Genomic DNA, 24803 nt, shown 5'->3' on the forward strand with positions numbered 1-24803 from the left:
CGTACCGAGTCCTGCTGTTGCCTACTCGCCCATCCCGTGGACCGCCGGGATCGTCCCGAGCCGCCCCGCCTGGAAGTCCTCGAAGGCCTGGCGGAGTTCGGCCTGGGTGTTCATGACGAACGGGCCGTAGTGGGCCATCGGCTCACGGATCGGCTGTCCGCCGAGGAGCACGACCTCCAGGTCCGGGGTGTTCCCGTCCTGCTTCTCGTCGGCGCGGACGGTCAGCGAGCCGCCCTTTCCGAAGACGGCGGTCTGGCCCGTGTGGACCGGGCGCCGCTCCGTGCCGACGCTGCCGCGGCCCGCCATGACGTACGCGAGGCCGTTGAAGTCCTCGCGCCACGGCAGGGTGATCTCGGCGCCGGGGCGCAGCGTCGCGTGGATCATCGTGATCGGGGTGTGGGTGATGCCCGGCCCGTCGTGGCCGTCGAGCTCGCCCGCGATGACGCGGAGCAGCGCGCCGCCGTCGGGGGAGGTGAGCAGCTGGACCTGGCCGCCGCGGATGTCCTGGTAGCGGGGGGCCATCATCTTGTCGCTCGCGGGCAGGTTCACCCACAGCTGGAGGCCGTGGAAGAGGCCGCCGCTGACGACGAGGGACTCCGGCGGCGCCTCGATGTGGAGGAGGCCGGAGCCGGCCGTCATCCACTGGGTGTCACCGTTGGTGATGGTGCCGCCGCCGCCCTGGGAGTCCTGGTGGTCGAAGGTCCCGTCGATGATGTAGGTGACGGTCTCGAAGCCCCGGTGGGGGTGCCAGGGCGTGCCCTTGGGCTCTCCGGGCGCGTACTCCACCTCACCCATCTGGTCCATCATGATGAACGGGTCGAGGTACTGGTAGTTGATCCCCGCGAAGGCGCGGCGGACCGGGAAGCCCTCGCCCTCGAAGCCCGAGGGAGCCGTGGTCACGGCGAGCACCGGGCGCGGAGCGGCGTCGGCCTGGGCGGCCACGCGCGGCAGGGTGAGCGGGTTCTCGACAGTCACTGCGGGCATGACGGACCTCCTAGAGCGGCCTTCTCCGACCTTGTACGTCCACTTTAGTTGAACGATGAACTTCTTGCCACCCACAACGCGGAACGCCCGGGAGTCATTCCTCCCGGGCGCTCTCCCCACGTCTTGGGCCAAGCCTGCGTCAGCCGTACATCCTGCGCATCGCGAAGTCGACCATCTGCTCCACGGCCTTCGCGTCGAAGACCATCCGGTGGTCGCCCTCCATGTCGAGGACGAAGCCGTAGCCGGTCGGCAGCAGGTCGATCACCTCGGCGCCGGTGATCACGAAGTACTTCGACTCCTTGCCCGCGTACCGCCGCAGCTCCTTGAGCGAGGTGAACATCGGGATGACCGGCTGCTGGGTGTTGTGCAGGGCCAGGAAGCCGGGGTTGTCGCCGCGCGGGCAGTAGACCTTCGAGGTCGCGAAGATCTGCTGGAAGTCCTCGGGCGCGAGCGTGCCGGTCGTGAAGGCGCGGACCGCGTCGGCGAGGGAGGGCGGCGAGGGCTCCGGGTAGAGCGGGGGCTGCTGCCCGTACCCGCCCTGCATTCCGCCCTGCATTCCCCCCTGCATGCCGGCCTGCATCCCGCCCTGCTGCGGCGGGGCGTACTGCTGCTGGGCACCCGGATTCTGCTCGTAGCCGTACATGGGGCCAGCCTATCGACCCGGGGGCGGTCGCAGCACTGGCCGCCGGGAAGTGGGGGCGTGAGGGAGGAGCACGAGGGAGGAGCGCGAGAAGAGGAGCGCGAGGGAGGCCCGGGGCACATGCCACGGGCCCTTTTTCTGCGGCTCGTGTCACAGATGGCCGGATAGGGGTTGCTCTTATTACCGGTGGGTAGCATCATCGTAGAGAAGCGTGGGCTACTCACCGGTAGTACGAGCACGGCCACGCTCGCGTACCAGGACATCCTCCTCCCCGAGCCTTTACGGAGCCGTCGCCATGGGGCACTACAAGTCGAATCTCCGCGACATCGAGTTCAACCTCTTCGAGGTCCTCGGCCGCGACAAGGTGTACGGCTCCGGGCCGTTCGAGGAGATGGACGTCGAGACCGCCAAGAGCATCCTCGACGAGATCCGCCGCCTCGCCGAGAACGAGCTCGCGGAGTCCTTCGCCGACGCCGACCGCAACCCGCCGGTCTTCGACCCGGAGACCAACACCGCCCCCGTGCCGGCCACCTTCAAGAAGTCGTACAACGCCTTCATGGAGTCCGAGTACTGGCGTCTGGGCATCCCGGAGGAGATCGGCGGCACCGTCTCCCCGCGCTCGCTGATCTGGGCCTACGCGGAGCTGCTGCTCGGCTCGAACCCGGCCATCTGGATGTACTCCTCCGGCCCGGCCTTCGCCGGCATCCTCTACAACGAGGGCAACGAGGCGCAGAAGAAGGTCGCGCAGATCGCCGTCGAGAAGCGCTGGGGCTCCACCATGGTGCTCACCGAGCCCGACGCGGGCTCGGACGTCGGCGCCGGCCGCACCAAGGCCACCCAGCAGGAGGACGGCTCCTGGCACATCGAGGGCGTGAAGCGCTTCATCACGTCCGGTGAGCACGACATGGAGGAGAACATCCTCCACTACGTCCTCGCCCGCCCCGAGGGTGCCGGCCCCGGCACCAAGGGCCTCTCCCTCTTCCTCGTCCCGAAGTTCGAGTTCGACTGGGAGACCGGCGAGCTGGGCGAGCGCAACGGCGTCTACGCCACCAACGTCGAGCACAAGATGGGCCTCAAGGCCTCCAACACGTGCGAGATGACCTTCGGCGACCAGCACCCCGCCAAGGGCTGGCTGATCGGCGACAAGCACGACGGCATCCGCCAGATGTTCCTCATCATCGAGTTCGCCCGCATGATGGTCGGCACGAAGGCGATCTCCACCCTCTCCACGGGCTACCTCAACGCCCTGGAGTACGCCAAGGAGCGCGTCCAGGGCACCGACCTGGCGAACTTCATGGACAAGGCCGCGCCCAAGGTCACCATCACGCACCACCCCGACGTCCGCCGCTCGCTCATGACGCAGAAGGCGTACGCCGAGGGCATGCGCTCCCTCGTCCTCTACACGGCCTCCGTGCAGGACGAGATCGCGATCAAGGAAGCGGCCGGCGAGGACGTCAAGGCGCTGCACGGCCTGAACGACCTGCTGCTCCCGATCGTCAAGGGCTACGGCTCCGAGAAGGGCTACGAGCAGCTCGCGCAGTCGCTCCAGACCTTCGGCGGCTCCGGCTTCCTGCAGGAGTACCCGATCGAGCAGTACATCCGGGACGCCAAGATCGACACCCTCTACGAGGGCACCACGGCCATCCAGGGCCAGGACTTCTTCTTCCGCAAGATCGTCCGCGACCAGGGCGCGTCCCTGAACGCGCTGTCCGAGGAGATCAAGAAGTTCCTCGCGGTCGGCACCGGCGGCGAGGACCTCGCCGGCGCCCGCGACGCGCTGGCCAAGGCCGCCGTCGACCTGGAGAGCATCGTCGGCACGATGATCACCGACCTCACCGCCACCGGCGAGGACGTCAAGAACATCTACAAGGTCGGCCTCAACACCACCCGCCTGCTGCTGGCCTCCGGCGACGTCGTCGTCGGCTACCTGCTGCTGCGCGGTGCGGCCGTCGCCGGCGAGAAGCTGGCCGCGGGCGCCACGGGCAAGGACGTCGCCTTCTACCAGGGCAAGATCGCGGCCGCGAAGTTCTTCGCCGCCAACATCCTGCCGGGCGTGAGCGCCGAGCGCGCCCTCGCCGAGGCCGTCGACGGCTCGCTGATGGACCTGGACGAGGCCGCGTTCTAGGACGCCCCCGTTCACGCAGGCACGGCCCGTCCCCGGGGAGGGGGGCGGGCCGTTCCCCTGTCCGCGGGCCGTTCCCCTGTCCGCGGGCCGTTCCCCTGTCCGCGGGCCGTTCCCCTGCCCGCGGGCGGGCCCGCTGCGCGGGGCGACCGTGCGCGGGCGGGCTCCCTACGCGGGGCCGCCGTGCGCGGGCGGGCTCCCTACGAGGGGCGGCCGCCGAACTGCCAGTCGTGCACCTCGACGGCGGCGTACGCGTCCGGGGTCGGGAGCACACCGCGGGCCGCCTCCGGGTCCGGCGCCCGGACCAGCGCCGCCGTGCCCAGCCAGGTGGCGCCGTCGTCGGAGAGCAGCGGCCCGTAGGCGATCAGGTCCTCCCGGTCCGTCCCGCCGGACGGCGCCTCCAGGTCGACGGCCTCCGCCGTCGCCGTCGCCGCGCCGAGGCCGATCACCAGGAAGCGGTCGCCGCCGGTCCGGCCGCCGGGGAAGTCCCACATGGTGCGCCCCAGGACGTTGCGCCACCGGCGCAGCATCACGTCCCGGTAGGCGCCGGCCTGGTAGTTGGGCTCGTCGAAGGCGAACGCGCGGGCGGCGTCCGCGTCGGGCAGGTCGAGGATGTGCACGCTGCCGGTGAGCGTCTCGCCGTCCTCGCCGAAGGTCGGACCGCGGGCGATCATCTTCTCGGCGTACCGGTCCATATAGGCCAGGTGGACCTCGTTCAACGCATGGCGCAACGACAGGGAGCCCGTCCGGTCCCGGTGGTAACAGAGGAATTCCATGACCGAAGGATCTCCTCGCGCGGGCGCGCGGGGCGAGCGATTTGCGGGGCCCCGTATTCGTATACCGGGCCCTGCGTAAGGTAGAACCCATGAGCAGCGCAGCCTCCCGTCCCACCGCAGGCCCCTTCGACCGCGGACACACCGACGACCTCATGGCCTTCCTGACGGCCTCGCCCTCGCCGTACCACGCGGTCGCGAGCGCCGCCGAGCGGCTTGAGAAGGCCGGGTTCCGCCGCGTCGAGGAAACCGCGGCCTGGGACGGGACGAGCGGCGGGAAGTACGTGATCCGCGGCGGCGCGATCATCGCCTGGTTCGTGCCGGAGGGCGCCTCCGCCCACACCCCGTACCGGATCGTCGGCGCCCACACCGACTCCCCCAACCTGCGCGTCAAGCCGCAGCCCGACATGGGCGCGCACGGCTGGCGGCAGGTCGCGGTCGAGATCTACGGCGGCACCCTGCTCAACACCTGGCTCGACCGCGACCTCGGCCTCGCCGGGCGGCTCACCCTCCGCGACGGCAGCCACCACCTGGTCAACGTGGACCGGCCGCTGCTGCGCGTCCCGCAGCTCGCGATCCACCTCGACCGCGGCGTCAACGACGGCCTCAAGCTGGAGCGCCAGCGCCACATGCAGCCGATCTGGGGCATCGGCGACGTCCACGAGGGCGACCTGATCTCCTTCGTCGCCGCCGAGGCGGGCGTCGACCCCGAGGACGTGAGCGGCTGGGACCTGATGGTGCACGCCGTCGACGCGCCCGCCTACCTGGGCCGCGACCGCGAGCTGCTCGCCGGGCCGCGCATGGACAACCTGCTGTCCGTGCACGCCGCCGTCGCCGCGCTGGCCTCCCTCGCGGGCCGCGAGGACCTCCCGTACATCCCGGTCCTCGCCGCCTTCGACCACGAGGAGAACGGCTCCGAGGCCGACACCGGCGCCCAGGGCCCGCTCCTCGGCAACGTCCTGGAGCGCTCGGTGTACGCGCGCGGCGGCTCCTACGAGGACCGCGCCCGGGCCTTCGCCGGCACCGTCTGCCTCTCCTCCGACACCGGCCACGCCGTCCACCCGAACTACGCCGAGCGCCACGACCCGACGCACCACCCGCGCGTCAACGGCGGCCCGATCCTCAAGGTGAACGTCAACCAGCGGTACGCCACCGACGGCAGCGGCCGCGCGGTCTTCGCCGCCGCCTGCGAGAAGGCGGGCGTGCCGTGGCAGTCGTTCGTCTCCAACAACGACATGCCCTGCGGCACGACGATCGGCCCGATCACCGCCGCCCGCCACGGCATCAAGACGGTCGACATCGGCGTGGCGATCCTCTCCATGCACAGCGCCCGCGAACTCTGCGGCGCCGACGACCCGTACCTCCTGGCCAACGCCCTGGTCGCCTTCCTGGAGGGCTGACGCCCGGCGGCCCCGGCCGCGAAACATCCGCGAAAGGTGCCGCTTGGCAGGGTCGCCTCATGCATCGTCATGAGGGGCCCTCCCGGGGCAGGTTCATCGCGGGTGTCGGGAGCGCCGTCGTGGTCGCCACGGCGGTGGCGGGGGTGTTGATCGGCACGTACAACGACCGGCCGCCGTGGGGGACGGACATCGCCTACGAGGGCGGCTTCATCATGGCGTCCCGGATCCGCGGGTACGACGTGGACGGCACCCGGACGAAGGCGCTGCTCGCCGGGGAGTGCGTGCTCATGGAGCGGCAGGGCATGGGCGGCGACCGGGCCGTGCACGACCCGGCCGCCTGGGTGGACGGATGCCTGGACGCCGCCGCGGGGCGGCCGTCCAGACACCAGGGGCTCGTCCGCTGACTACGCGTCCATGCCGGCGAGGATCAGCGGCAGCCGGGACACACCCGCCTCCGTGATCTTCACCGGGACGCCCCAGTCCTGCTGGTGGACGTGGCAGGCCGGGTACTCGTTCGCCGGGTCGTCGTCGCAGGACGCGGCCATGGCCGAGACGTGCAGGACGCCCTCGCCGAGCTCGGGGTCGAGATCGAGCTCGCGGAAGAGGTCCGTGCCCGTGCCCCCGCCCGCGAGAAGGAGCTCCGGCGGGGTCGAGGAGACCAGGAGGCGGGTCGAGGGGCCGTACCGCTCGTCCAGCTTCTGGCCGTTGGGCGCCTGGAAGACCACGTCCAGCCGGAGCCGGCCCGGGGCGACCTCGGTGGCCTCGCGCCGGGTGCGGTGGGCGACGGCCTCGACCTGGACGGCCTCCTCGGGGAGGCGCAGCCGGGTCAGCCGGTGCCGGGCGGACTCGACGACCACGATGTCACCGTCCACGAGGACCGCGTCGCTGGGCTCGCGCAGGTCCGTGGCGAGCGTCGTCACCTCGCCGGACGCCGGGTCGTAGCGGCGCAGGGCGTGGTTGTACGTGTCGGAGACCGCGACCGAGCCGTCCGGGAGGGCGGTCACGCCCAGCGGGTGCTGGAGCAGGGCCTGGCCGGCGGCGCCGTCGCGGTGGCCGAAGTCGAAGAGGCCGGTGCCGACGGCGGTGTGGACCACGCCCTCCGTGTCGACCCAGCGCAGGGCGCTGGTCTCGGAGTCGGCGACCCACAGCCGGTCCTCGGTGGCGGCGAGCCCGGAGGGCTGCGCGAACCACGCCTCGGCGGCGGGGCCGTCGACGAGCCCCTCGTTGGTGGTGCCGGCCGCGACCTCGACGGTCTTCGTGGCCGGGTCGTACGTCCACAGCTGGTGGACGCCGGCCATGGCGATCCACACCTTGCCCTGCCACCAGGCGACGTCCCACGGCGAGGACAGGTCCACGTCCAGGGCGGGCCCGGACGTGGGGGAGCCCTGCCACCACTGCTTCCCCGTGCCGGCGATCCGCTCGATCGCGCCGGTCGCCGGGTCGAGGACGCGCAGGGCGTGGTTCACGGTGTCCGCGACGACGACGGTGCCGTCGGGCAGCTGCGCGAGGCCCTGCGGCTCCCGGAAGACGCCCTCGCCGATCCGCCGTACGACGGTCTCGCCGTCGGCGGCCAGCTCGACGAGCTGGTGCCGGGTGGTGTCGGAGACCAGGAGGTTCCCGGAGGGCAGCAGGATCGCCTTGCCGGGGAAGCGCAGATCGGTGGCGACGGGCTCGGGAGCCACGTACGGCCCGTCGCCGCGCCGCAGGGTCCCCTTGGCCTCGTGCTCGGCCTCCAGCTCCTCGACGAGGGTCCGGATCGCGTTGGCGTGCCCCTCACCGGCGTGCTGGGCGACGACGTACCCCTCGGGGTCGATCACGACGAGCGTCGGCCACGCGCGCACGGCGTACTGCTTCCAGGTCGCGAGCTCCGGGTCGTCGAGGACCGGGTGGTGCACCTCGTACCGCTCGACGGCGTCGACGACGGCCTGGTGCTCGGCCTCGTGCACGAACTTCGGCGAGTGCACGCCGACGATGACGAGCGTGTCGCGGTGCTTCTCCTCCAGATCACGCAGCTCGTCGAGCACGTGCAGGCAGTTCACACAGCAGAACGTCCAGAAGTCGAGCAGAACGATCTTTCCTCGCAGGTCGGCGAGGGTCAGATCGTCCCCGCCCGTGTTCAGCCAGCCACCCTTGCCGATCAGCTCGGGGGCGCGGACACGGGCACGGCGGGACGCGGGCGCGGGAGTGGGCGCCGAAGCGGCATCGTTCATGGTTAAAGCTTGCCATCCGAGTGAGAGACGCCCGCCCCGCGGGCAGGCATAGCGGCGTGAAATATCTCGTACGGGACAAGATCTTCGCGATCGGCGACGACTACTGGATCGAGGACGAGCAGGGCCGCCACGCCTTCCTCGTCGACGGCAAGGCCCTGCGCCTGCGCGACACCCTGGAGCTGAAGGACCCCGACGGGCAGATCCTGATCACCCTGCGGCAGAAGATGTTCAGCCTCCGGGACACCATGACCATCGAGCGCGACGAGCGGCCGCTGGCGACCGTCCGCCGCAAGCGGCTCTCGCTGCTGCGCAACCACTACCGGGTGACGCTGGTCGAGGGCACGGAACTCGATGTCAGCGGCAGGATCCTGGACCGGGAGTTCACCGTCGAGTACGAGGGTGAACTCCTGGCCCACATCTCCCGGCAGTGGTTCCGCGTCCGCGAGACGTACGCGGTGAACGTGGTCCGCGAGGACACGGACGCCGCGCTGCTCGTCGCGGTCGCGGTGTGCGTGATCCGGATGGCCGAGCGGGAGCGGGAGGACTGACGCGGCGGACGCCTAGACGGCCTTCGCCGGCGCCTTCTCCAGCGCCTGCTCCGGCGCCTTCTCCAGTGCCTTCGCCAGCGCCTGCTCCAGGTCGGCCCACAGGTCCTCGACGTGCTCGATGCCGATCGAGATCCTGACCGTGCCGGGGCCGATCCCCGCCGCCTCCAGGGCCGCCGCGTCGAGCTGGTGGTGGGAGGTGGAGGCCGGGTGCATCACCAGGGTCTTCACATCACCCAGGGAGACGCTGAGGGAGGCGAGCCGGACCGCCTCGACGAAGGTGCGGCCCGCCTCCCGGCCGCCCGCCAGGTCCACCGAGATCACACCGCCTCCGCCGGCCGGCAGCAGGCGCGCGGCGATCGCCCGGTCAGGGTGGTCGGCGAGGGCGGGGTGGCGTACGGCCGCCACCGCCGGGTGGGCGGCGAGCCGGGCCGCCAGGTCGGCGGCGCTCGCGCACTGGCGCTCCATGCGCAGGGAGAGGGTCTGCATGCCGCGCAGGGTGAGCCAGGCGGCGAACGGGTCGGTGGACGCGCCCTGTTCGACCGCGTGGTGGCGGATCCGCCCGTACAGCGCGGCGTCCTTGAAGACGGCGATCCCGCCGAGGACGTCCGCGTGCCCGGACAGGTACTTGGTCGCGGAGTGGATGACGATGTCGGCGCCGTGGTCGAGCGGCCGGAAGAGGAGCGGCGAGGCGAAGGTGTTGTCGACGGCGACCGGGACCCCCGCCTCGGCGGCGACGGCGGCGAGCGCGGGCACGTCGGAGACCCGGGTGGTCGGGTTGGCGATGGTCTCCAGGTAGAGCAGCCGGGTCTCGGGCCGCAGCGCCGCCCGGACCTCCTCGGGGTCGGTGCCGGAGACGTAGGTGACGTCGACGCCCCAGCGGGTGGCGAGGTCGGTGAGGACCGCGTACGTGCCGCCGTACAGGCAGGTCTGGGCGACGACGTGGCCGCCGCTGCCCAGCAGGCCGAGGAGGACGGCGTTCACCGCGCCCATGCCCGAGGCGAAGGAGACGCCTGCGGTGCCGCCCTCCAGGCGGGCGACGGCGTCCTCCAGGGTGCGGACGGTGGGGTTGCCGAGACGGCTGTAGAGGAAGGCATCCGCTGAGGTGAAGGCGGTGGCGAGGGCGTCGGCCGACTCGAAGGCGAAGACATGGCCCTGGTGGAGCGGGACGCCGAGGGGCCGGCTGCCGGTGATCTCCACGTGCGGCGGGTGGACGGCGAGGGTCTCGGGGCGGGGAGACGGCGAGGAGGGGGCCGCGGTCGGAGCCGTGGGGGAGGAGGAGGCCGTGGGGGACGCGGCGGGGACGGCGGGCGTGGCGGCCACGGTGGACGTGGAGTCGGTGCTCATGAACTCAGTCTGTGGACAGGGCGTTTGCCTTCCCAGGTCCAATCCCGGCAGATTGGTTCGGCCATGAAGCCAATCGGTCATTCCCCCGACCCCGACGACCTCGTCTCGCGGCTCGGTCGCTGGTCCGCCGGCCGCGGGCCCCTGTACCTGCTGCTCGCGGCCCGGCTGCGCCGTCTCGTCGACGAGGGCGCGCTGCCCCCGGGCACCCTGCTGCCGCCGGACCGGCGGCTCGCGAAGACCCTCGCCGTGGGCCGTACGACGGTGGTCGCGGCGTACGACACCCTGCGTCAGGAGGGGCGGCTCGTCCGGCGGCAGGGCAGCGGGACCCGGGTCGCGCGGGCCGCGCTCGCGCCGGAGGCGCCCCGGGCAGGGGACCCGCCCCGCGTGACGGAGACGTCCAACCCGTTGTTCCTGCATCTCCTGGAGGCGCCGGACGACGTCATCCTGCTGAGCTGCGCGGCCCCCGTGGAGCCGCCGCCCGAGGTGGCGGAGGCGTACCGCTCGCTCGTCCTGCCGGGTGGGGACCCCGGCTACCACCCGGCCGGTCTCGGCGTGCTGCGGGAGGCGGTGGCCGCGCGGTACGCCGAGCGGGGCGTGCCGACCGGACCCGGGCAGATCCTGGTCACCACCGGTGCGCAACAGGGGCTTTCGCTGCTCGCCCGGCTGCTGCTGGCGCCGGGGGACGGGGTGCTGGTGGAGGCGCCGACGTATCCGGGGGCGCTCGATCTGTTCCGGGAGGCCGCGGCCGTGCCGCTGCCGGTGGCGGTCGGTCCGGACGGGCTCGACGTGGCGGAGGCGGTACGGGTGATGGAGCGCCACCGTCCCGCCCTGGCCTATGTGGTGGCCCGTTTCCAGAACCCCACGGGCACGGTGCTGCCGCCGCTCGCCGGGCGCCGGCTCGTGGAGGCGGCGAACGCGCTGGGGGTGCCGCTCGTGGACGACGAGGTGCTGGGCGACCTGGCGTTCGGCACGGCGCGGGAACCGCGGCCCCTGTCCGCGTACGGCGAGGTGATCGCGGTCGGTTCGCTCAGCAAGGTCGTGTGGGGCGGGCTGCGGATCGGCTGGGTGCGCGGCCCGGCGCCGCTGATCGCCCGCCTCGCACGGCTGAAGGCCCTGCACGACCTGGGCTGTGACGTGCCGTCCCAGCTGGTAGCGGCGCGTCTCCTCGCCGACCTCGCGCCGGTACGGGCCGCCCGGCTGCACACCCTCCGCGCGGGTCACGCCCATCTGCGGGCAGAGCTCGCCCGGCTGTTGCCGTCCTGGTCCTGTGCCCCGGCGACCGGCGGTCAGACGCTGTGGGTCCGGCTCCCGCACGGGGACGGGGTCGCGTTCGCCCAGGTCGCCCTCCGGCACGGGGTGGCCGTCCTGCCGGGTGCGACCACGGACGCCCTCGGCGGCAGCGTCCGGCGGCTGCGGCTGCACTTCCTGCTGCCGCGGGAGGTGCTCACGGAGGCGGTACGGAGACTGGCGGCGGCCTGGGCGGAGTACGCCCCGGCCCCGGGAGCGGAGCCCGGCGCGGAGCCGGACGACGGACCGGGCGCGGACACCGGCGCGGACACGGGCGGGGACACGGGCGCGGACACGGACGGGGACACGGGCGCGGACACGGGCGCGGATACGGGGGCGAAACCGGGCGCTTCGCTCCAAGGCATCACGCTCTGACCCGACCGGAGCGATCCAGCCTTGCATCCCGGGCTTCACCACGGAAACATACGATGCACCTGCAAAGTGATGATCATTCTTTTCTCATGGGGGCGCAGCGGCATGGGTTTTGACGAGGACTGGGCCGGCATACGGTCCGGCGTGACCGAACAAGCCCCCGTCGGAACGCGGTTGAACCAGCTCGACGGCGGCGGCGGAGGCGGGGGCACGTCTGGCGGGCCGCCCAGCCTCGCTACCGCACCAGCAAAGAAGAAGGCCGCGGCAAACACCATCGAGAACGAGCTGGAACCGGACACGGCCAAGGCCGCCAAGGTGGCCGACGCCGCCACGACGGCCGCCGTCGGCGGCTTCGAGGGCTGGGCGACCGCGGCCGGCCTGAAGACGGTCGAGACCACCTGGGACAGCCAGGTGAAGAACCTCCTCGCCCGCCTCGGCTCCGAGAAGACCGCCCTGCGCAGCACCGCGCTCACGTTCGGCCAGCAGGAGCTCGACAACCGGGCCCGTCTCGCCGGGGTCAGGCCGACCTCGCGCATCGAGCAGTACTGAGGGGGCGGACGTACATGCTGACGTACTCCGAGATCATGACGACCGACCTGGGCAAGCTCGCCACCACCGCCGACAAGTGGACCGAGATGGCGGGCGACCTGCACAAGGTGGAGGAGCGCTACCGCGACAGCGTCGAATCGCTGACGACCTCCCAGGCCTGGCTGGGCGAGAGCGCGACCGCCGCGCAGACCAACTTCGCGGCGACCCGCTACGAGTACCAGGCCGCCCAGACGCAGGCGAAGGCCACCGCGACGGTGCTGCGCAACGCCCACGAGCAGTTCACCGAGCTGAAGAAGCAGCTGGAGAACGCCCGCGCCGACGCCGTCAAGGCCGGGATGAAGGTGTCCGAGCAGGGCAGGGTCGCCTACGACTACGAGCGGCTCTCGCCGAGCGAGCGCAGCGCCCTGCACCACGACCCGGACGGCGCCAAGAGCGTGCGGGAGGCCGAGACGGCCTGGACCGAGCACCTCGACGGCTGCGTCAAGGCCTTCGACCTCGCCGACCAGGACCTGAAGAAGGACCTGGAGGCCGTGGTCAAGGACGGTCACGGCAACAAGAACGACGCGACCGTCGGCACCGGGTTCAACGGTGACGCCGGGAAGGTCGCCGCGGCCGACGACAAGGCCAAGGACGACCGGATGAACCTGGCCTGGCTGAAGATGAAGGACAACGAGACGCTCGACGACTACGTCCAGCGGCTCCAGCGCGACGGCATCGCCAAGCTCACCGGCAACGAGAAACTGGCCGACCTGGTCGACAAGTTCACCAAGGGCACGATCACGGCCGGCGCCTTCGCCGGCGCCCTGACCGCGGCCGGCCTGTACTCGTACAAGCTGTCCAAGGCGATCCGGCCGCCGTTCGTCCACCCGACCGCGCCCGGCACCTTCCTGTCCAAGCACTTCAACATGCGGCTCGCGGGCGCGGCTCCCGGCAGCCTGCTCAGCAAGGTCCCGCCGGGCCTCGCGACCGCGCTGACCGGCTCCGACGAGGCCGCCATGCTCGGCGGGTTCATGCGCAACAACGCCTTCTTCATGCCGACCGCCGCCGAGGCCAACCTCCTGAAGGTCGCGCAGAACGGCGGTCTCGCCAACGCCGCCAAGGCGGCCGGCGTGCTGCGCGGCGCCGGTGTCGTCGGCGGCGTCGCGGCCACCGCGTACGGCGTCGCCAACCTCGCCACGTACAACACGGACATGATCAAGGCCGACCCGGCGAAGTTCGCCTCGGACCTCACCGGAACGGCCTTCAGCGCCTCGATGACGATGCTGACCGTCGCCCCGACCCCGGTCACCCTCGGCATCGCCGTCGGCACCGGCGTGGCCTACGGAGCCGCGCTGATCTGGGACAACCACGAGGCCATCGGGAAGGGCATCGAACAGGCCGGGGACTGGATCGGCGACAAGGCGTCCGACGTGGGCTCCGGGATCGCGAGCGGGGCGAAGAAACTGGGCAGCGCCCTGAACCCCTTCGACTGACCCCTGCCGCGAGACCCCGAGATCCCCGAGACCGAAGAGGAATCCGTTCATGCACACCCAGGTCAGCCCGTTCGAACTCCAGGCGTGGAAGGAGGGGAACCGGCACCACTACAGCGCGGGCTGGAAGGGGGTCTCGCCGGAGTTCGGCGAGATCACGCTGACGGCGCCCCTCCCCCGCACCAACCCCGAGACGCTCGTCTCGGAGGTGCGCGGCGGGCTGCTCCCCGTGGCCTCTTTCGAGGCCCGCGGGATGCACGCCGAGGGGCTCAAGCTGCCGACCCTGAACCGGTCCACGCTGCGGGTCGGCGACCGGATGGTGTACGTCTCGCGGAACCGGTTCGGCGCCACGCTCGTCCAGCGCGCCCTGACGATGAAGTACGCGGGCGACCAGTACCGGCTCGCGGCGCTCGACAAGAACGCCTACGTCCTGACCCGCGAGCCCGACGACGAGGACCCCGGGGTCAGGATCACCGTCCGCGAGTCCGGGCGCGGCAAGAACCGCCGGCTCTCCGTGCGGGTCGAGGGGCGTGCGGAGGGCGGGGACCTGGCCCTCGGCCTGATCTTCGCGGGCGTCGACCGGTCGGCCCTGACCCGGATCGGCGCGGTGAAGGCGGGCATCTCCCGCGTGACCCATTTCTGGACCGAGGCGACGTACTGAGTCCCCGCCCGGAACCGGTCCGCCGTACCGCCGTACCCGCCGCCCCGCGCAGCGCACCCGCCCCACGGGGCCTACCCGCCCTACCCGCCCTACCCGAGTGAGCGACACATGCCTTCCTTCGACGTGACCCGATCCCGTTTCCGGCTGACCGACGACGAGGTCTTCGTCCTCGCCCAGCTGGCGACCGGTCAGCCGGTCCCGGAGTCCATGGCGCCCGCCGAGGCGCGGCTCCGGGACGCCGGGCTCATGAGCGGGGCCGGGGAACTGTCCACGCTCCTGCTGCCCCTGATGCAGACCCTCGTCAACCCCACCGTGATCGTCTCCCTGGAGGCGGCCGGCCGGCAGGGCGCCCTGCACCACGGGCTGCTCATCGGCGACGACCACGTCGTCTGCCACGAGACCTGGCCGGGCGAGGAGGAGGCGGTCTACCGGCTCGTCGAGCCGCGGACCGTGGTGTGGACGCTGGCCGACCTGATCGCCCTGCGCCAGTCCGACGCGGCGGGCGCCGACAAGGCCGAGGAGCAGGTCGTCGAGACGACCGTCGGCGTCCTCGAGGCGGGCCTCCAGGCCCTGGAGAAGGCCGCGGCGACGCCCGGCGCGGACGAGCGGCACCAGGTCGTCGAGGCGCTGCGGGCGGCCGGGACGGCCGAGGGCACCGCCACGCGGCTCGCACAGCTGATCGTGGAGGTGCGGTCCAACTGGCGGATGACGGCCGCCTGGCAGGGCCGCCAGGACGGGGTGCAGGGTGTGACGGCCCGCGTGGTCGCCGCCTGGGACTGCGGTCCGCTCGGCTACTGGCTGCGCGAGCTGCCCGCCGAGCCGGTGGCGGAGGGCCAGGTGACGGCCGGCAGCCCGTTCCGGCTGCGCCGCGTCGCCCCGAAGCGGATCTGGCAGGAGCTGACCGGGCTGCTCCCGGACGAGTCGGAGATCGCACGGCGAGAGGCCCCGGCGCAGGCGTAGCGGGCCCGCTGCGCGGAGCTCGTACGGGAGAACGGGAGACCGGGAGAAGGCCCCGGCCCTGCGCCGAGGCCCCCGCGCCGACGGGGGCCGACGCTTCCGGGGCCGCTTCCGGGGGCCGGTTCCGGACCGCTCCCCGGTGCCGGTTCCGGGCCGCCTGCCCTTCCGGACCGCTCCCCGGTGCCGGTTCCGGGCCGCCTGCCCTTCCGGGCCGCTCCCGGGACCGTTTCCCGGCCGCTTCCGGGGCCCGCTCCCGGTGCTTTCAGCCCCGCTTCGGCGGCGCGATGCCCAGGACCCGGTCCTTCAGCGCCGGGAACTGTTCGCGGGTCGTCGTGACCTTCGCCGGGTCCAGGGCCACCCGCAGGATCTCCTCGTCCGGGCCCGCCTCGGCGACGGTCTCGCCCCAGGGGTCGACGACGATCGAGTGTCCGGCCTGTTCCACGCCCGCGTGCGTGCCCGCCGTACCGCAGGCGAGGACGTACGCCTGGTTCTCGACGGCGCGGGCCCGGGCGAGCAGGCTCCAGTGGGCGCGGCGGCGGGCCGGCCAGCCGGCCGGGACGACGAAGGCCTGGGCGCCCGCGTCGACGAGCCCGCGGAACAGCTCGGGGAAGCGCAGGTCGTAGCAGGTGCCGACGCCGACGGTGAGGTGCGGCAGGTCGACGGTGACCAGGTCCTCCCCGGCGGCCATCATCACCGCCTCGCCCTTGTCGAAGCCGAAGCGGTGGATCTTGCGGTAGGAGGCGGCGAGTTCGCCGTCGGGGGAGAGGACGAGCGAGGTGTTGTACAGCGCGCCGCCCTCCGCCTCGACGAACGATCCGGCGTGCAGCCAGACCCCGGCGTCGCGTGCGGCGGCGGCCATCGAGCGGTGGGTGGGGCCGTTCAGCGGCTCGGACTCGGCGGCGAACGACTCGTACGCGAAGGCCCCCATGGGCCACAGTTCCGGCAGGACGACGAGGTCGGCGCGGCCGGATTCCTCCCGTACGAGACGGGCCACGCGGGCTCGTCGGGCGTCGACCGGTTCGTCCGGGTCTACCGCGATCTGGATCAGCGAGGCGCGCACACTACCACCGTCCTGGCATTCGAGCCGTCAACACCGGCCTACGATCGTCACACGAAAGCACTGCCGGGGTGCCTTCGGGCAGCGTAACTTAGCGTCCGAGCCTCCCACCCAGTCGTGTTTTCAGCCCGCGCACCGAAGAACCGCCGAGGGGTCCCGTGACCGTCCATCCCAGCCTCCAGAACTACGCCGACGCCTGGACCCACTCCATCGAGGCGATAGCCGAGCTGGTGCAGCCGCTCGTGGAGGGCGAGTGGAACCGGCCCACACCGTGCCCCGGCTGGTCGGTGCGGGACATCGTGTCCCATGTGATCGGCATGGAGACCGAGATGCTCGGCGACCCGCGCCCGATCCACTCCCTGCCGCGCGATCTCTACCACGTACGCAGTGACTTCGCGCGCTACATGGAGGTGCAGGTCGATGTGCGGCGGCACCACACCGCCCCGGAGATGACCTCGGAGCTCGAATACATCCTGATCCGACGGGCCCGGCAGCTCCGCAACGAGAACCGCTCCCCCGAGCACCTGATCCGCGCCCCCCTCGGCGCCGAGCAGTCCCTGGAACTGGCGTACCGGATGCGCGCCTTCGACGTGTGGGTGCACGAGCAGGACCTGCGGGTCGCGCTCGGCACGCCGGGCAACCTGGACTCGGCGGGCGCCCACGTGACCCGTGACGTGCTCCTGGAGGCCCTGCCGAAGGTCATCGCCAAGGACGCGGGGGCGCCCGCCCCTTCGGCCGTCGTCGTCGACGTCAGCGGCCCGGTGGAGTTCCTGCGGACGGTACGGGTCGACGCGGAGGGCCGGGGTTCCATCGACGGCGCGCCCTCGCTGGGCCCCGCGGTGACGCTCGCGACGGACTGGGAGACGTTCGTGCGCCTCGCCTGCGGCCGGGTCCGGCCGGCCGAGGTGGCCGACCGGGTCAAGACCGAGGGCGACGAGGCGCTGGCACGGGCCATCCTCGACAACTTCGCGGTGACTCCGCGCTAGTCCGCCCCGCGGGGTTCGCTAGACGGGTACGTGCACGGCTTCCACCCTGCTGGCGACGAGCCGGTCCCGTTCCCTGCGGTGGGTACGGGCCTTGAGGCGCAGGATCTGCACGACGCCCAGGGCCTCCAGGACGAAGACCGAGGAGAACGCGATCCGGTAGTTGTCGCCGGTCGCGTCGAGCAGCACGCCCACGGCGAGCAGCGTCGTCATCGAGGCCACGAAGCCGCCCATGTTGACGATGCCGGACGCGGTGCCCTGACGCTCCGGCGGGTTCGCCGGGCGGGCGAAGTCGAAGCCGATCATCGAGGCCGGTCCGCAGGCGCCGAGGACCAGGCAGAGGGTGACGAGCAGCCACATCGGGGCGTGGTCGCCGGGGTACGCGAGGGTGGTCGCCCACAGCAGGGCGGTCGCGGCGACCGTGCCGAGGGCGAGCGGCGCGCGGGCGGTGTGGTGACGGGCGATGATCTGCCCGTACGCGAGGCCGACGACCATGTTCGACAGGACGACCAGGGTGAGCAGGGTCCCCGCGGTCGACCGGGACAGGCCCTGTGCCTCCACCAGGTACGGCATTCCCCACAGCAGCAGGAAGACCATCGCGGGGAACTGGGTGGTGAAGTGCACCCACATGCCGAGCCGGGTGCCGGGTTCCCGCCAGGACTCGGCGATCTGACGGCGTACGAAGGCGGCGCCCGCGTGCGAGGAGGGCTGCGGCTCGTATCCCTCGGGGTGGTCCTTGAGGAAGAGCAGCAGCAGGACCAGGACGAGGACGCCGGCGAGGGAGCTGCCGACGAAGGTGGTCGTCCAGCCGAGGCCGTGCAGGGCGCGGGCGATGAAGACGGTGGAGACGAGGTTGCCGGCCATGCCGAAGAGCGCGGCGACCTGCCCGATGAGCGGGCCCCGGCGGGCCGGGAACCAGCGGCTGCCGAGCCGCAGGACGCTGATGAAGGTCATGGCGTCGCCGCAGCCGAGCAGCGCCCTGGAGGCGAGCGCGGTGCCGTACGAGGGGGAGAGCGCGAAGCCCAGCTGGCCGAGGGTGAAGAGGACGACGCCGAGGGCGAGGACCTTCTTGGTGCCGAGCCGGTCGACCATGAGGCCGACGGGTATCTGCATGCCCGCGTAGACGAGCAGCTGGAGTATGGAGAAGGTGGAGAGCGCGGAGGCGTTGACGTCGAAGCGGTCGGCGGCGTCGAGTCCGGCGACCCCGAGGGACGTGCGGAAGATGACGGCGACGAAGTAGACGGCGACGCCGACGCCCCAGACGAGGGCGGCCCGGCGGCCGCCGGGCGGATCGCCGGGGAGGGTGACGGCCGAGCCGTAGCCGTTGCGGTTGCGGTTGCGGTCGCGGTTGCGGTTGCGCTTGCTCATCGGTCCTCGCCCCGGACCAGGACCTTGACCCAGCTGAGGTGCTGGCGGACGCAGTGCGCCGCGCCCTCGGCGTCGCCGGCTCTTATCCGGTCGAGGATCTCGGCGTGCTCGGTGATGTTCTTGGCGACGCGGTCCGGCTGCGACTTCATCACGGCGACGCCCATCCGCAGCTGGCGGTCGCGGAGCTGGTCGTAGAGGCGGGACAGGATCTGGTTGCCGGCGTGCTGCACGATCTCGGCGTGGAAGCACCGGTCGGTGACCGCCACCTCGGCGAGGTCGCCGGCCGCGGCGCGCAGCTTCTGCTCCTCCAGGAGTTCCTCGAGACGCTCGATGAGCGAGGCGGGGGCGGGCACCGCCCGGCGGACGGCGAACTCCTCGACGAGCAGCCGGGTCTCGACGACGTCGGCGATCTCCTGCGCGGAGACGGCGAGGACGAGGGCGCCCTTCTTCGGGTAGAGCTTGAGCAGCCCTTCCATCTCCAGCTTGAGCAGCGCCTCACGGACGGGCGTCCGCGACACCCCTACGGCGAGCGCGAGTTCGCCCTCGGTGAGGAGGGTGCCCCCCTCGTAGCGCCGGTCGAGTACGGCCTGCTTGACGTGCATGTAGACACGGTCGGCTGCGGGGGCCTGTTTGGCCGGGGCGGTGGGCATGCACACAGCATAGATACAACAGAGGTGCAAGGGCAGCCCCGTCCGCCATGTGGAAGCGGGCGGGGCCGAGCGGGTCCGGACGGGGCCGGATCAGACGGGGACGGCTGCGACGATCTCGCGGATCCGCTGCGCCGACGACCGCCGGAACGGCAGGGGCGCCACCTGCTCGACGACGGCGCCGAGCCACTCCGCGTCACCCAGCCGGTGCGTCAGCCTCGCCTCGGAGACCGCCTCGAAGAGCAGGCCCAGCAGATATGTGTGCGCCTCCGTGTAGGCGCGCTCGTGGTGGCTGTACCGCGCGTACCAGTCGTCGTAGGGATGGCGTACGAGCGCGTGTACGGAGCAGGCGTTGCGGCCCAGGTGGGCCCTCGACAGAAGCGCCCATTTGGCCACCGTGGCGCCGCGCGTGGCCATCCAGTGCCAGTGGGTCGTGCGGATGTCCAGCTGCACGACCCTGGACCACGGGAGGAGCTCGAGCGGCTCCGGCGTCCCGTTCGCGCGGTGCTCCAGGCCTTCGGGCGTCAGGACCAGGCAGGTCCCTCCCTGGCGCTGTGGATCACCGATCACCGCTCGGTCGTCTAACAGCTCCAGCGGTCCCAGACATCGCATGAAGATCCCCCTTGGTGCGTGAGTCTCACAGTCAACACCCGGCCGGGGGTGGCGTCACCCCCGGCCGGGTGTTTCACGTGAAACGTCGCAACTCGGGCCTCACGCCCAGCTGATCAGCCTCTTCGGCTGCTCCAGGATCGCGGCGACGTCCGCCAGGAACTTGGAGCCGAGCTCGCCGTCGACCAGTCGGTGGTCGAAGGAGAGAGCCAGCGTCGTGACCTGACGCGGCTTCACCTTGCCCTTGTGGACCCACGGCTGGAGCTTGATCGCACCGACCGCGAGGATCGCGGACTCGCCGGGGTTCAGGATGGGCGTACCGGTGTCGACGCCGAAGACGCCGACGTTGGTGATGGTGAAGGTGCCGCCCTGCATCGCCGCCGGGGTCGTCTTCCCGTCGCGGGCGGTGGAGATCAGCTCGCTCAGCGACGCCGAGAGCTCGGGCAGGGTCTGCGCGTGCGCGTCCTTGATGTTCGGCACGAGCAGACCGCGCGGGGTGGCCGCGGCGATGCCCAGGTTCACGTAGTGCTTGAGGACGATCTCCTGCGCCGCCTCGTCCCAGGCCGCGTTGATCTCCGGGTTGCGCCGGACGGCGACCAGGACGGCCTTGGCGATGAGGAGCAGCGGGTTGACCCGCAGGCCCGCCATGTCCGTGCCGGACTTGAGCTCCTCGACCAGCTTCATCGTGCGCGTGATGTCGAAGGTCACGAACTCGGTGACGTGCGGGGCGGTGAAGGCCGAGCCGACCATCGCCGCCGCCGTGGCCTTCCGTACGCCCTTGACGGGGATACGGGTCTCCCGGGCGTCGGTCGACACGACGGGAGCGGCCGGTACGGACGCCGGGGCGGCCACCGGCTGGGCGACGGGCGTCGGGGCCGGGGCCTCGACGGCCGGCGCGGGCGCCGGAGCGGCCGCCGCGTGGACGTCCTCCCGGGTGATGATGCCGTCCGGGCCGGTCGGGGTGACCGTCGCCAGGTCGACGCCGAGGTCCTTCGCGAGCTTCCGGACCGGCGGCTTGGCCAGCGGGCGCCCGGCACCGTGCCCGTGCCCGTTGAGCTGCTCCGGCACGGAGACCGGAACCGCGACGGGGACGGTGGCCGGAACGGCCTGCGCCGGAGCGACGGGAGCGGCCGGGACCGCGCCCTGCGCCGCCTTGCGCGGGCGCCGCTTGGTGGAGCTCGCGGCCACGCCGTAGCCGACGAGGACCGGCGTACGGCCCTGCGGCTCGGCCTCCTCCTCGGCGGCCGGGGCGAGCGGAGCGGGCACCGCGGCCTGGGCGACCGGAGCGGCCTCGGCCACCGGCGCCTCGGGCGCGGCCCCGCCGCCGACGTTCACCGAGATGATGACCTGGCCGACGTCGACCGTGGTCCCCTCGGGGAAGCGCAGCTCGTGGACCGTGCCGTCGAAGGGGATCGGCAGCTCGACCGCGGCCTTGGCCGTCTCGACCTCGCACACGACCTGGCCGTCCTCGACCGTGTCACCGGGCTGGACGTACCACTTGAGGATCTCGGCCTCGGTGAGGCCCTCGCCCACATCGGGCATCTTGAATTCGCGGATCGTCACGGTGCTCTCCTCAGTACGCCAGCGAGCGGTCGACGGCGTCGAGCACGCGATCGAGACCCGGCAGGTACTCCTCCTCCAGGCGCGCCGGCGGGTACGGCGCGTGGTAGCCGCCGACCCGCAGGACGGGGGCCTCCAGGTGGTAGAAGCAGCGCTCGGTGATGCGGGCGGCGATCTCCGCGCCGGCACCGTAGAACACCGGGGCCTCGTGGACCACCACGAGGTGGCCGGTCTTCTCGACGGACCGCTGGATGGCGTCGAAGTCGATCGGGGACATCGAGCGGAGGTCCAGGACCTCGACCGACTTGCCCTCCTCCTGGGCGGCCGCGGCGGCCTCCAGGCAGACCTTCACCATGGGGCCGTACGCGACGAGCGTGAGGTCGCTGCCCTCGCGCGCCACCCGGGCGTCGTGGAGCGCGCCGGGGATGGCCTCGGTGTCGACCTCGCCCTTGTCCCAGTAACGGCGCTTGGGCTCGAAGAAGATGACCGGGTCATCGCTCTGGATGGCCTGCTGGAGCATCCAGTAGGCGTCCGACGAGTTGGACGGCGAGACCACCTTGAGGCCCGGGACGTGCGCGAAGAGCGCCTCGGGGGACTCGGAGTGGTGCTCGACCGCGCCGATGCCGCCGCCGTACGGGATGCGGATGACGACGGGCATCTTGACCTTGCCGAGCGCACGGGCGTGCATCTTGGCGAGCTGCGTGACGATCTGGTCGTACGCGGGGAAGACGAAACCGTCGAACTGGATCTCGACGACCGGGCGGTAGCCGCGCAGGGCCAGACCGATCGCGGTGCCGACGATGCCGGACTCGGCGAGCGGCGAGTCGATGACCCGGTCCTCGCCGAAGTCCTTCTGCAGACCGTCGGTGACCCGGAAGACACCGCCGAGCTTGCCGACGTCCTCGCCCATGATGAGGACCTTGGGGTCGGTCTCCAGCGCCTTGCGGAGCGACTCGTTGAGCGCCTTGGCGAGCGGAAGCTTCTGTACAGCCATGGTTACTTGACCTCGCCATCCGCGAAGGACGCCTGGTAGGCGGCGAACTGCGCGCGCTCCTCGTCGACGAGCGAGTGCCCGTCCGCGTACACGTTCTCGAAGATCGCCATGTCGTCCGGGTCGGGCATGTTGCGCACACCCTCGCGGACGCGCTTGCCGAGCGCCTCGCTCTCGGCCTCCAGGGCCTCGAAGAAGGCCTCGTCGGCGTGGCCCTCCCGCTCCAGGTACGCCTTGAGGCGCAGGATCGGGTCCTTGGCCTCCCAGGCCTCCCGCTCCTCGTCCCGGCGGTACTTCGTCGGGTCGTCGGAGGTGGTGTGGGCACCCATCCGGTAGGTGAAGGCCTCGACGAGGGTCGGGCCCTCGCCGCGGCGGGCGCGCTCCAGGGCGGAGCGGGTGACCGCGAGGCAGGCCAGGACGTCGTTGCCGTCGACCCGGACGCCGGGGAAGCCGAAGCCGCGGGCGCGCTGGTAGAGCGGGACGCGGGTCTGCTTCTCGGTGGGCTCGGAGATCGCCCACTGGTTGTTCTGGCAGAAGAACACGACAGGCGCGTTGTAGACCGCGGAGAAGGTGAACGCCTCGTTGACGTCGCCCTGGCTGGAGGCGCCGTCGCCGAAGTAGGCGATCACGGCGGAATCCGCGCCGTCCTTGGCGATGCCCATCGCATAACCCGTGGCGTGCAGGGTCTGGGAGCCGATGACGATCGTGTAGAGGTGGAAATTGTTGCTGTTGGGATCCCAGCCACCGTGGTTCACACCGCGGAACATTCCCAGCAGGTTCGTCGGGTCGACGCCACGCACCCACGCGACACCGTGTTCGCGATAGGTGGGAAAGACGTAGTCGTCGTCCCGGAGGGCGCGGCCCGAACCGATCTGGGCGGCCTCCTGGCCGAGCAGCGAGGCCCACAGGCCCAGCTCGCCCTGACGCTGCAGCGAGGTCGCCTCGGCGTCGAAGCGACGTGTGAGGACCATGTCGCGGTAGAGACCGCGCAGCTCCTCGGCGCTCAGGTCGATGTCGTAATCGGGGTGCTGGACGCGCTCTCCCTCGGGCGTCAGCAGCTGGACGAGCTCGGGCTCTGCGCCCTGCGCTGCCGGTGCCTTCTTCGCGCTTGCGGCGCTGGTGGTGCGCTTGGCGCCGCTGCTGCGTCGCGTCGTCTTGCGCGCGGCAGTGCTCTCCACGGTCACGTGCGTGCTCCTCCGTCGGTCCGGCCTCCGGGTTCGCCGGTAAGCCAGTGCGGCTCCGCCTTATCCGTACCCTTCGCACGGGGTGGGTGCGACGCGGCCGGAGTCGGGCGTGACAGGTGCCCCGGCGAGCGCCGTCATAGGCACGTTACCCATAGTGCGGCATTCCCGCGAAACCCCACTTGACCTGCGATTTTGCTTGGATTTCCAAGTAAATCGAGAAAAGGGGGACTCGCTGCTGGTCAGCGCATGGACAACGGCCCGACGCCGTCGTCGGAACATCCGGCACGTTATCCCGCGCACCCCGGGCGCGGGAAGAGCCAATATGTGAGACTGGCAGCGTGCGCGAAGAAGGAAAAATCCGGGTATTTCTGCTGGACGACCACGAAGTCGTCCGGCGCGGCGTCCACGAGCTGCTCTCCGTGGAGGACGACATCGAGGTGGTCGGGGAGGCCGGTACCGCCGCGGACGCGCTGGTCAGGATCCCCGCGACCCGCCCCGACGTCGCCGTGCTCGACGTCCGGCTGCCGGACGGCAGCGGGGTGGAGGTGTGCCGCGAGATCCGTTCGCAGGACGAGGGCATCAAGTGCCTGATGCTGACCTCGTACGCGGACGACGAGGCGCTCTTCGACGCGATCATGGCCGGAGCCTCGGGTTACGTCCTCAAGGCCATCCGCGGCAACGAACTCCTCAACGCGGTACGGGACGTGGCGGCCGGCAAGTCGCTGCTCGACCCGGTGGCGACCGCCCGCGTCCTGGAGCGGCTGCGCGACGGCAACAATCCGAAGGGTGACGACAAGCTCGCCAATCTGACGGACCAGGAGCGCAGGATCCTGGACCTGATCGGCGAGGGTCTGACCAACCGGGTCATCGGCGAGCGGCTCCACCTCGCGGAGAAGACCATCAAGAACTATGTCTCCAGCCTGCTGTCGAAGCTGGGCATGGAGCGGCGCTCGCAGGCCGCCGCCTACGTGGCGCGGCTCCAGGCGGAGCGCCACTGACGCACGGCGGGGCCCGGAGCCGGCCGTGCGGTGGCGGTGACGCCGGCCCGGCCGGCTCCGGGCCCCGCACCCGAGCGGGCCGGAACGCGG

At 71.8% G+C, this 24803-nt stretch carries 23 protein-coding genes; 11 read left to right on the forward strand and 12 right to left on the reverse strand.

The window, feature by feature from the left end:
- Window positions 1–21: 21 nt before the first annotated feature.
- Together ACFQ79_RS00080 and ACFQ79_RS00085 are read right to left on the reverse strand one after the other, a co-directional pair.
- A complete protein-coding gene (locus tag ACFQ79_RS00080; protein ID WP_383578258.1) occupies window positions 22–984 on the reverse strand; it encodes a pirin family protein in 963 nt (320 codons plus the stop codon).
- A gap of 139 nt (window positions 985–1123) precedes the next feature.
- Window positions 1124–1627, reverse strand: a complete 504-nt coding sequence (locus ACFQ79_RS00085; RefSeq protein ID WP_030321391.1) for an SseB family protein — start codon at window positions 1625–1627, stop codon at window positions 1124–1126.
- Window positions 1628–1919: 292 nt separating this feature from the next.
- Between ACFQ79_RS00085 and ACFQ79_RS00090 the strand changes: the two genes are divergently transcribed.
- Window positions 1920–3749, forward strand: coding sequence for an acyl-CoA dehydrogenase (locus ACFQ79_RS00090; protein WP_383578260.1), 1830 nt, complete (start codon window positions 1920–1922; stop codon window positions 3747–3749).
- A 197-nt stretch (window positions 3750–3946) separates the two neighbouring features.
- On the opposite strand, the gene ACFQ79_RS00095 is transcribed toward ACFQ79_RS00090, so the two are convergent.
- Window positions 3947–4522, reverse strand: coding sequence for a YciI family protein (locus tag ACFQ79_RS00095; RefSeq protein WP_383578262.1), 576 nt, complete (start codon window positions 4520–4522; stop codon window positions 3947–3949).
- An 89-nt stretch (window positions 4523–4611) separates the two neighbouring features.
- Between ACFQ79_RS00095 and ACFQ79_RS00100 the strand changes: the two genes are divergently transcribed.
- The gene (locus ACFQ79_RS00100; protein WP_383578264.1) at window positions 4612–5919 is read left to right on the forward strand and encodes a M18 family aminopeptidase; all 1308 of its coding nucleotides are present in this window, start codon (window positions 4612–4614) and stop codon (window positions 5917–5919) included.
- Window positions 5920–5978: 59 nt separating this feature from the next.
- The gene (locus tag ACFQ79_RS00105; RefSeq protein WP_383578266.1) at window positions 5979–6323 is read left to right on the forward strand and encodes a hypothetical protein; all 345 of its coding nucleotides are present in this window, start codon (window positions 5979–5981) and stop codon (window positions 6321–6323) included.
- Here ACFQ79_RS00105 and ACFQ79_RS00110 read toward each other — a convergent pair whose 3' ends face one another.
- Entirely contained in the window at window positions 6324–8129 is a 1806-nt protein-coding gene (locus tag ACFQ79_RS00110; protein ID WP_383578268.1) for an NHL domain-containing thioredoxin family protein, read from the reverse strand.
- A gap of 56 nt (window positions 8130–8185) precedes the next feature.
- On the opposite strand from ACFQ79_RS00110, the gene ACFQ79_RS00115 reads away from it, so the two are divergent.
- Window positions 8186–8677 carry an LURP-one-related/scramblase family protein gene (locus ACFQ79_RS00115; protein ID WP_383578270.1) on the forward strand — a complete coding sequence of 164 codons (492 nt, stop codon included), beginning with the start codon at window positions 8186–8188 and terminating at the stop codon, window positions 8675–8677.
- A gap of 12 nt (window positions 8678–8689) precedes the next feature.
- Here the strand turns inward: ACFQ79_RS00115 and ACFQ79_RS00120 are convergent, their stop codons facing one another.
- Complete coding sequence (locus ACFQ79_RS00120; protein ID WP_383578272.1) at window positions 8690–10021, reverse strand: trans-sulfuration enzyme family protein; 1332 nt, start codon at window positions 10019–10021, stop codon at window positions 8690–8692.
- A gap of 63 nt (window positions 10022–10084) precedes the next feature.
- Between ACFQ79_RS00120 and ACFQ79_RS00125 the strand changes: the two genes are divergently transcribed.
- The 5 genes from ACFQ79_RS00125 to ACFQ79_RS00145 all read left to right on the forward strand — a co-directional run bounded on the left by ACFQ79_RS00125 (window position 10085) and on the right by ACFQ79_RS00145 (window position 15319).
- Complete coding sequence (locus ACFQ79_RS00125; RefSeq protein ID WP_383578274.1) at window positions 10085–11683, forward strand: PLP-dependent aminotransferase family protein; 1599 nt, start codon at window positions 10085–10087, stop codon at window positions 11681–11683.
- A gap of 141 nt (window positions 11684–11824) precedes the next feature.
- On the forward strand, window positions 11825–12229 hold the full coding sequence (locus ACFQ79_RS00130; RefSeq protein WP_383578276.1) for a hypothetical protein: 405 nt from the start codon (window positions 11825–11827) through the stop codon (window positions 12227–12229).
- Between the two features lie 14 nt (window positions 12230–12243).
- Window positions 12244–13701 carry a hypothetical protein gene (locus tag ACFQ79_RS00135; RefSeq protein WP_383578278.1) on the forward strand — a complete coding sequence of 486 codons (1458 nt, stop codon included), beginning with the start codon at window positions 12244–12246 and terminating at the stop codon, window positions 13699–13701.
- Between the two features lie 49 nt (window positions 13702–13750).
- A complete protein-coding gene (locus ACFQ79_RS00140; RefSeq protein WP_383578280.1) occupies window positions 13751–14359 on the forward strand; it encodes a hypothetical protein in 609 nt (202 codons plus the stop codon).
- A 108-nt stretch (window positions 14360–14467) separates the two neighbouring features.
- A complete protein-coding gene (locus ACFQ79_RS00145) occupies window positions 14468–15319 on the forward strand; it encodes a histidine kinase (RefSeq protein ID WP_383578282.1) in 852 nt (283 codons plus the stop codon).
- A gap of 259 nt (window positions 15320–15578) precedes the next feature.
- Here ACFQ79_RS00145 and ACFQ79_RS00150 read toward each other — a convergent pair whose 3' ends face one another.
- Window positions 15579–16376, reverse strand: a complete 798-nt coding sequence (locus tag ACFQ79_RS00150; RefSeq protein WP_383578284.1) for a carbon-nitrogen family hydrolase — start codon at window positions 16374–16376, stop codon at window positions 15579–15581.
- Between the two features lie 155 nt (window positions 16377–16531).
- Here ACFQ79_RS00150 and ACFQ79_RS00155 point away from each other — a divergent pair, with 155 nt between their 5' ends.
- A complete protein-coding gene (locus tag ACFQ79_RS00155; RefSeq protein WP_383578286.1) occupies window positions 16532–17359 on the forward strand; it encodes a maleylpyruvate isomerase family mycothiol-dependent enzyme in 828 nt (275 codons plus the stop codon).
- Window positions 17360–17377: 18 nt separating this feature from the next.
- On the opposite strand, the gene ACFQ79_RS00160 is transcribed toward ACFQ79_RS00155, so the two are convergent.
- From ACFQ79_RS00160 to pdhA, 6 genes are all read right to left on the reverse strand, one after another.
- Complete coding sequence (locus tag ACFQ79_RS00160) at window positions 17378–18724, reverse strand: nitrate/nitrite transporter (protein WP_383578288.1); 1347 nt, start codon at window positions 18722–18724, stop codon at window positions 17378–17380.
- Window positions 18721–19374 (reverse strand): GntR family transcriptional regulator, encoded by a 654-nt coding sequence (locus ACFQ79_RS00165; protein ID WP_383578290.1) that lies wholly within the window; start codon window positions 19372–19374, stop codon window positions 18721–18723. The genes ACFQ79_RS00160 and ACFQ79_RS00165 overlap by 4 nt, the downstream gene beginning before the upstream one ends.
- Before the next feature lie 90 nt (window positions 19375–19464).
- On the reverse strand, window positions 19465–19983 hold the full coding sequence (locus ACFQ79_RS00170; RefSeq protein WP_383578292.1) for a hypothetical protein: 519 nt from the start codon (window positions 19981–19983) through the stop codon (window positions 19465–19467).
- Between the two features lie 99 nt (window positions 19984–20082).
- On the reverse strand, window positions 20083–21522 hold the full coding sequence (locus ACFQ79_RS00175; protein ID WP_383578737.1) for a dihydrolipoamide acetyltransferase family protein: 1440 nt from the start codon (window positions 21520–21522) through the stop codon (window positions 20083–20085).
- A 31-nt stretch (window positions 21523–21553) separates the two neighbouring features.
- Complete coding sequence (locus tag ACFQ79_RS00180) at window positions 21554–22534, reverse strand: alpha-ketoacid dehydrogenase subunit beta (protein WP_383578294.1); 981 nt, start codon at window positions 22532–22534, stop codon at window positions 21554–21556.
- 2 nt (window positions 22535–22536) lie between these two features.
- A complete protein-coding gene (pdhA, locus tag ACFQ79_RS00185) occupies window positions 22537–23715 on the reverse strand; it encodes a pyruvate dehydrogenase (acetyl-transferring) E1 component subunit alpha (protein ID WP_329280627.1) in 1179 nt (392 codons plus the stop codon).
- 338 nt (window positions 23716–24053) lie between these two features.
- Between pdhA and ACFQ79_RS00190 the strand changes: the two genes are divergently transcribed.
- The gene (locus tag ACFQ79_RS00190) at window positions 24054–24713 is read left to right on the forward strand and encodes a response regulator transcription factor (RefSeq protein ID WP_187621906.1); all 660 of its coding nucleotides are present in this window, start codon (window positions 24054–24056) and stop codon (window positions 24711–24713) included.
- The last annotated feature ends 90 nt before the right edge of the window (window positions 24714–24803 follow it).

The organism is Streptomyces sp. NPDC056480, assembly GCF_042795405.1.
Classification (GTDB): Bacteria; Actinomycetota; Actinomycetes; order Streptomycetales; family Streptomycetaceae; genus Streptomyces.

Bases quoted from the DNA above. Each gene is read 5' to 3' on its own strand.
- ACFQ79_RS00125 (WP_383578274.1), top strand. From the start codon at position 10,085: ATGAAGCCAATCGGTCATTCCCCCGACCCCGACGACCTCGTCTCGCGG.
- ACFQ79_RS00170 (WP_383578292.1), bottom strand. From the start codon at position 19,983: ATGCGATGTCTGGGACCGCTGGAGCTGTTAGACGACCGAGCGGTGATC.
- ACFQ79_RS00085 (WP_030321391.1), bottom strand. From the start codon at position 1,627: ATGTACGGCTACGAGCAGAATCCGGGTGCCCAGCAGCAGTACGCCCCG.
- ACFQ79_RS00165 (WP_383578290.1), bottom strand. From the start codon at position 19,374: ATGCCCACCGCCCCGGCCAAACAGGCCCCCGCAGCCGACCGTGTCTAC.
- ACFQ79_RS00140 (WP_383578280.1), top strand. From the start codon at position 13,751: ATGCACACCCAGGTCAGCCCGTTCGAACTCCAGGCGTGGAAGGAGGGG.
- ACFQ79_RS00105 (WP_383578266.1), top strand. From the start codon at position 5,979: ATGCATCGTCATGAGGGGCCCTCCCGGGGCAGGTTCATCGCGGGTGTC.
- ACFQ79_RS00100 (WP_383578264.1), top strand. From the start codon at position 4,612: ATGAGCAGCGCAGCCTCCCGTCCCACCGCAGGCCCCTTCGACCGCGGA.
- ACFQ79_RS00110 (WP_383578268.1), bottom strand. From the start codon at position 8,129: ATGAACGATGCCGCTTCGGCGCCCACTCCCGCGCCCGCGTCCCGCCGT.
- ACFQ79_RS00080 (WP_383578258.1), bottom strand. From the start codon at position 984: ATGCCCGCAGTGACTGTCGAGAACCCGCTCACCCTGCCGCGCGTGGCC.
- ACFQ79_RS00160 (WP_383578288.1), bottom strand. From the start codon at position 18,724: ATGAGCAAGCGCAACCGCAACCGCGACCGCAACCGCAACCGCAACGGC.
- ACFQ79_RS00135 (WP_383578278.1), top strand. From the start codon at position 12,244: ATGCTGACGTACTCCGAGATCATGACGACCGACCTGGGCAAGCTCGCC.
- ACFQ79_RS00095 (WP_383578262.1), bottom strand. From the start codon at position 4,522: ATGGAATTCCTCTGTTACCACCGGGACCGGACGGGCTCCCTGTCGTTG.
- ACFQ79_RS00180 (WP_383578294.1), bottom strand. From the start codon at position 22,534: ATGGCTGTACAGAAGCTTCCGCTCGCCAAGGCGCTCAACGAGTCGCTC.
- ACFQ79_RS00175 (WP_383578737.1), bottom strand. From the start codon at position 21,522: ATGCCCGATGTGGGCGAGGGCCTCACCGAGGCCGAGATCCTCAAGTGG.
- ACFQ79_RS00120 (WP_383578272.1), bottom strand. From the start codon at position 10,021: ATGAGCACCGACTCCACGTCCACCGTGGCCGCCACGCCCGCCGTCCCC.
- ACFQ79_RS00090 (WP_383578260.1), top strand. From the start codon at position 1,920: ATGGGGCACTACAAGTCGAATCTCCGCGACATCGAGTTCAACCTCTTC.
- ACFQ79_RS00145 (WP_383578282.1), top strand. From the start codon at position 14,468: ATGCCTTCCTTCGACGTGACCCGATCCCGTTTCCGGCTGACCGACGAC.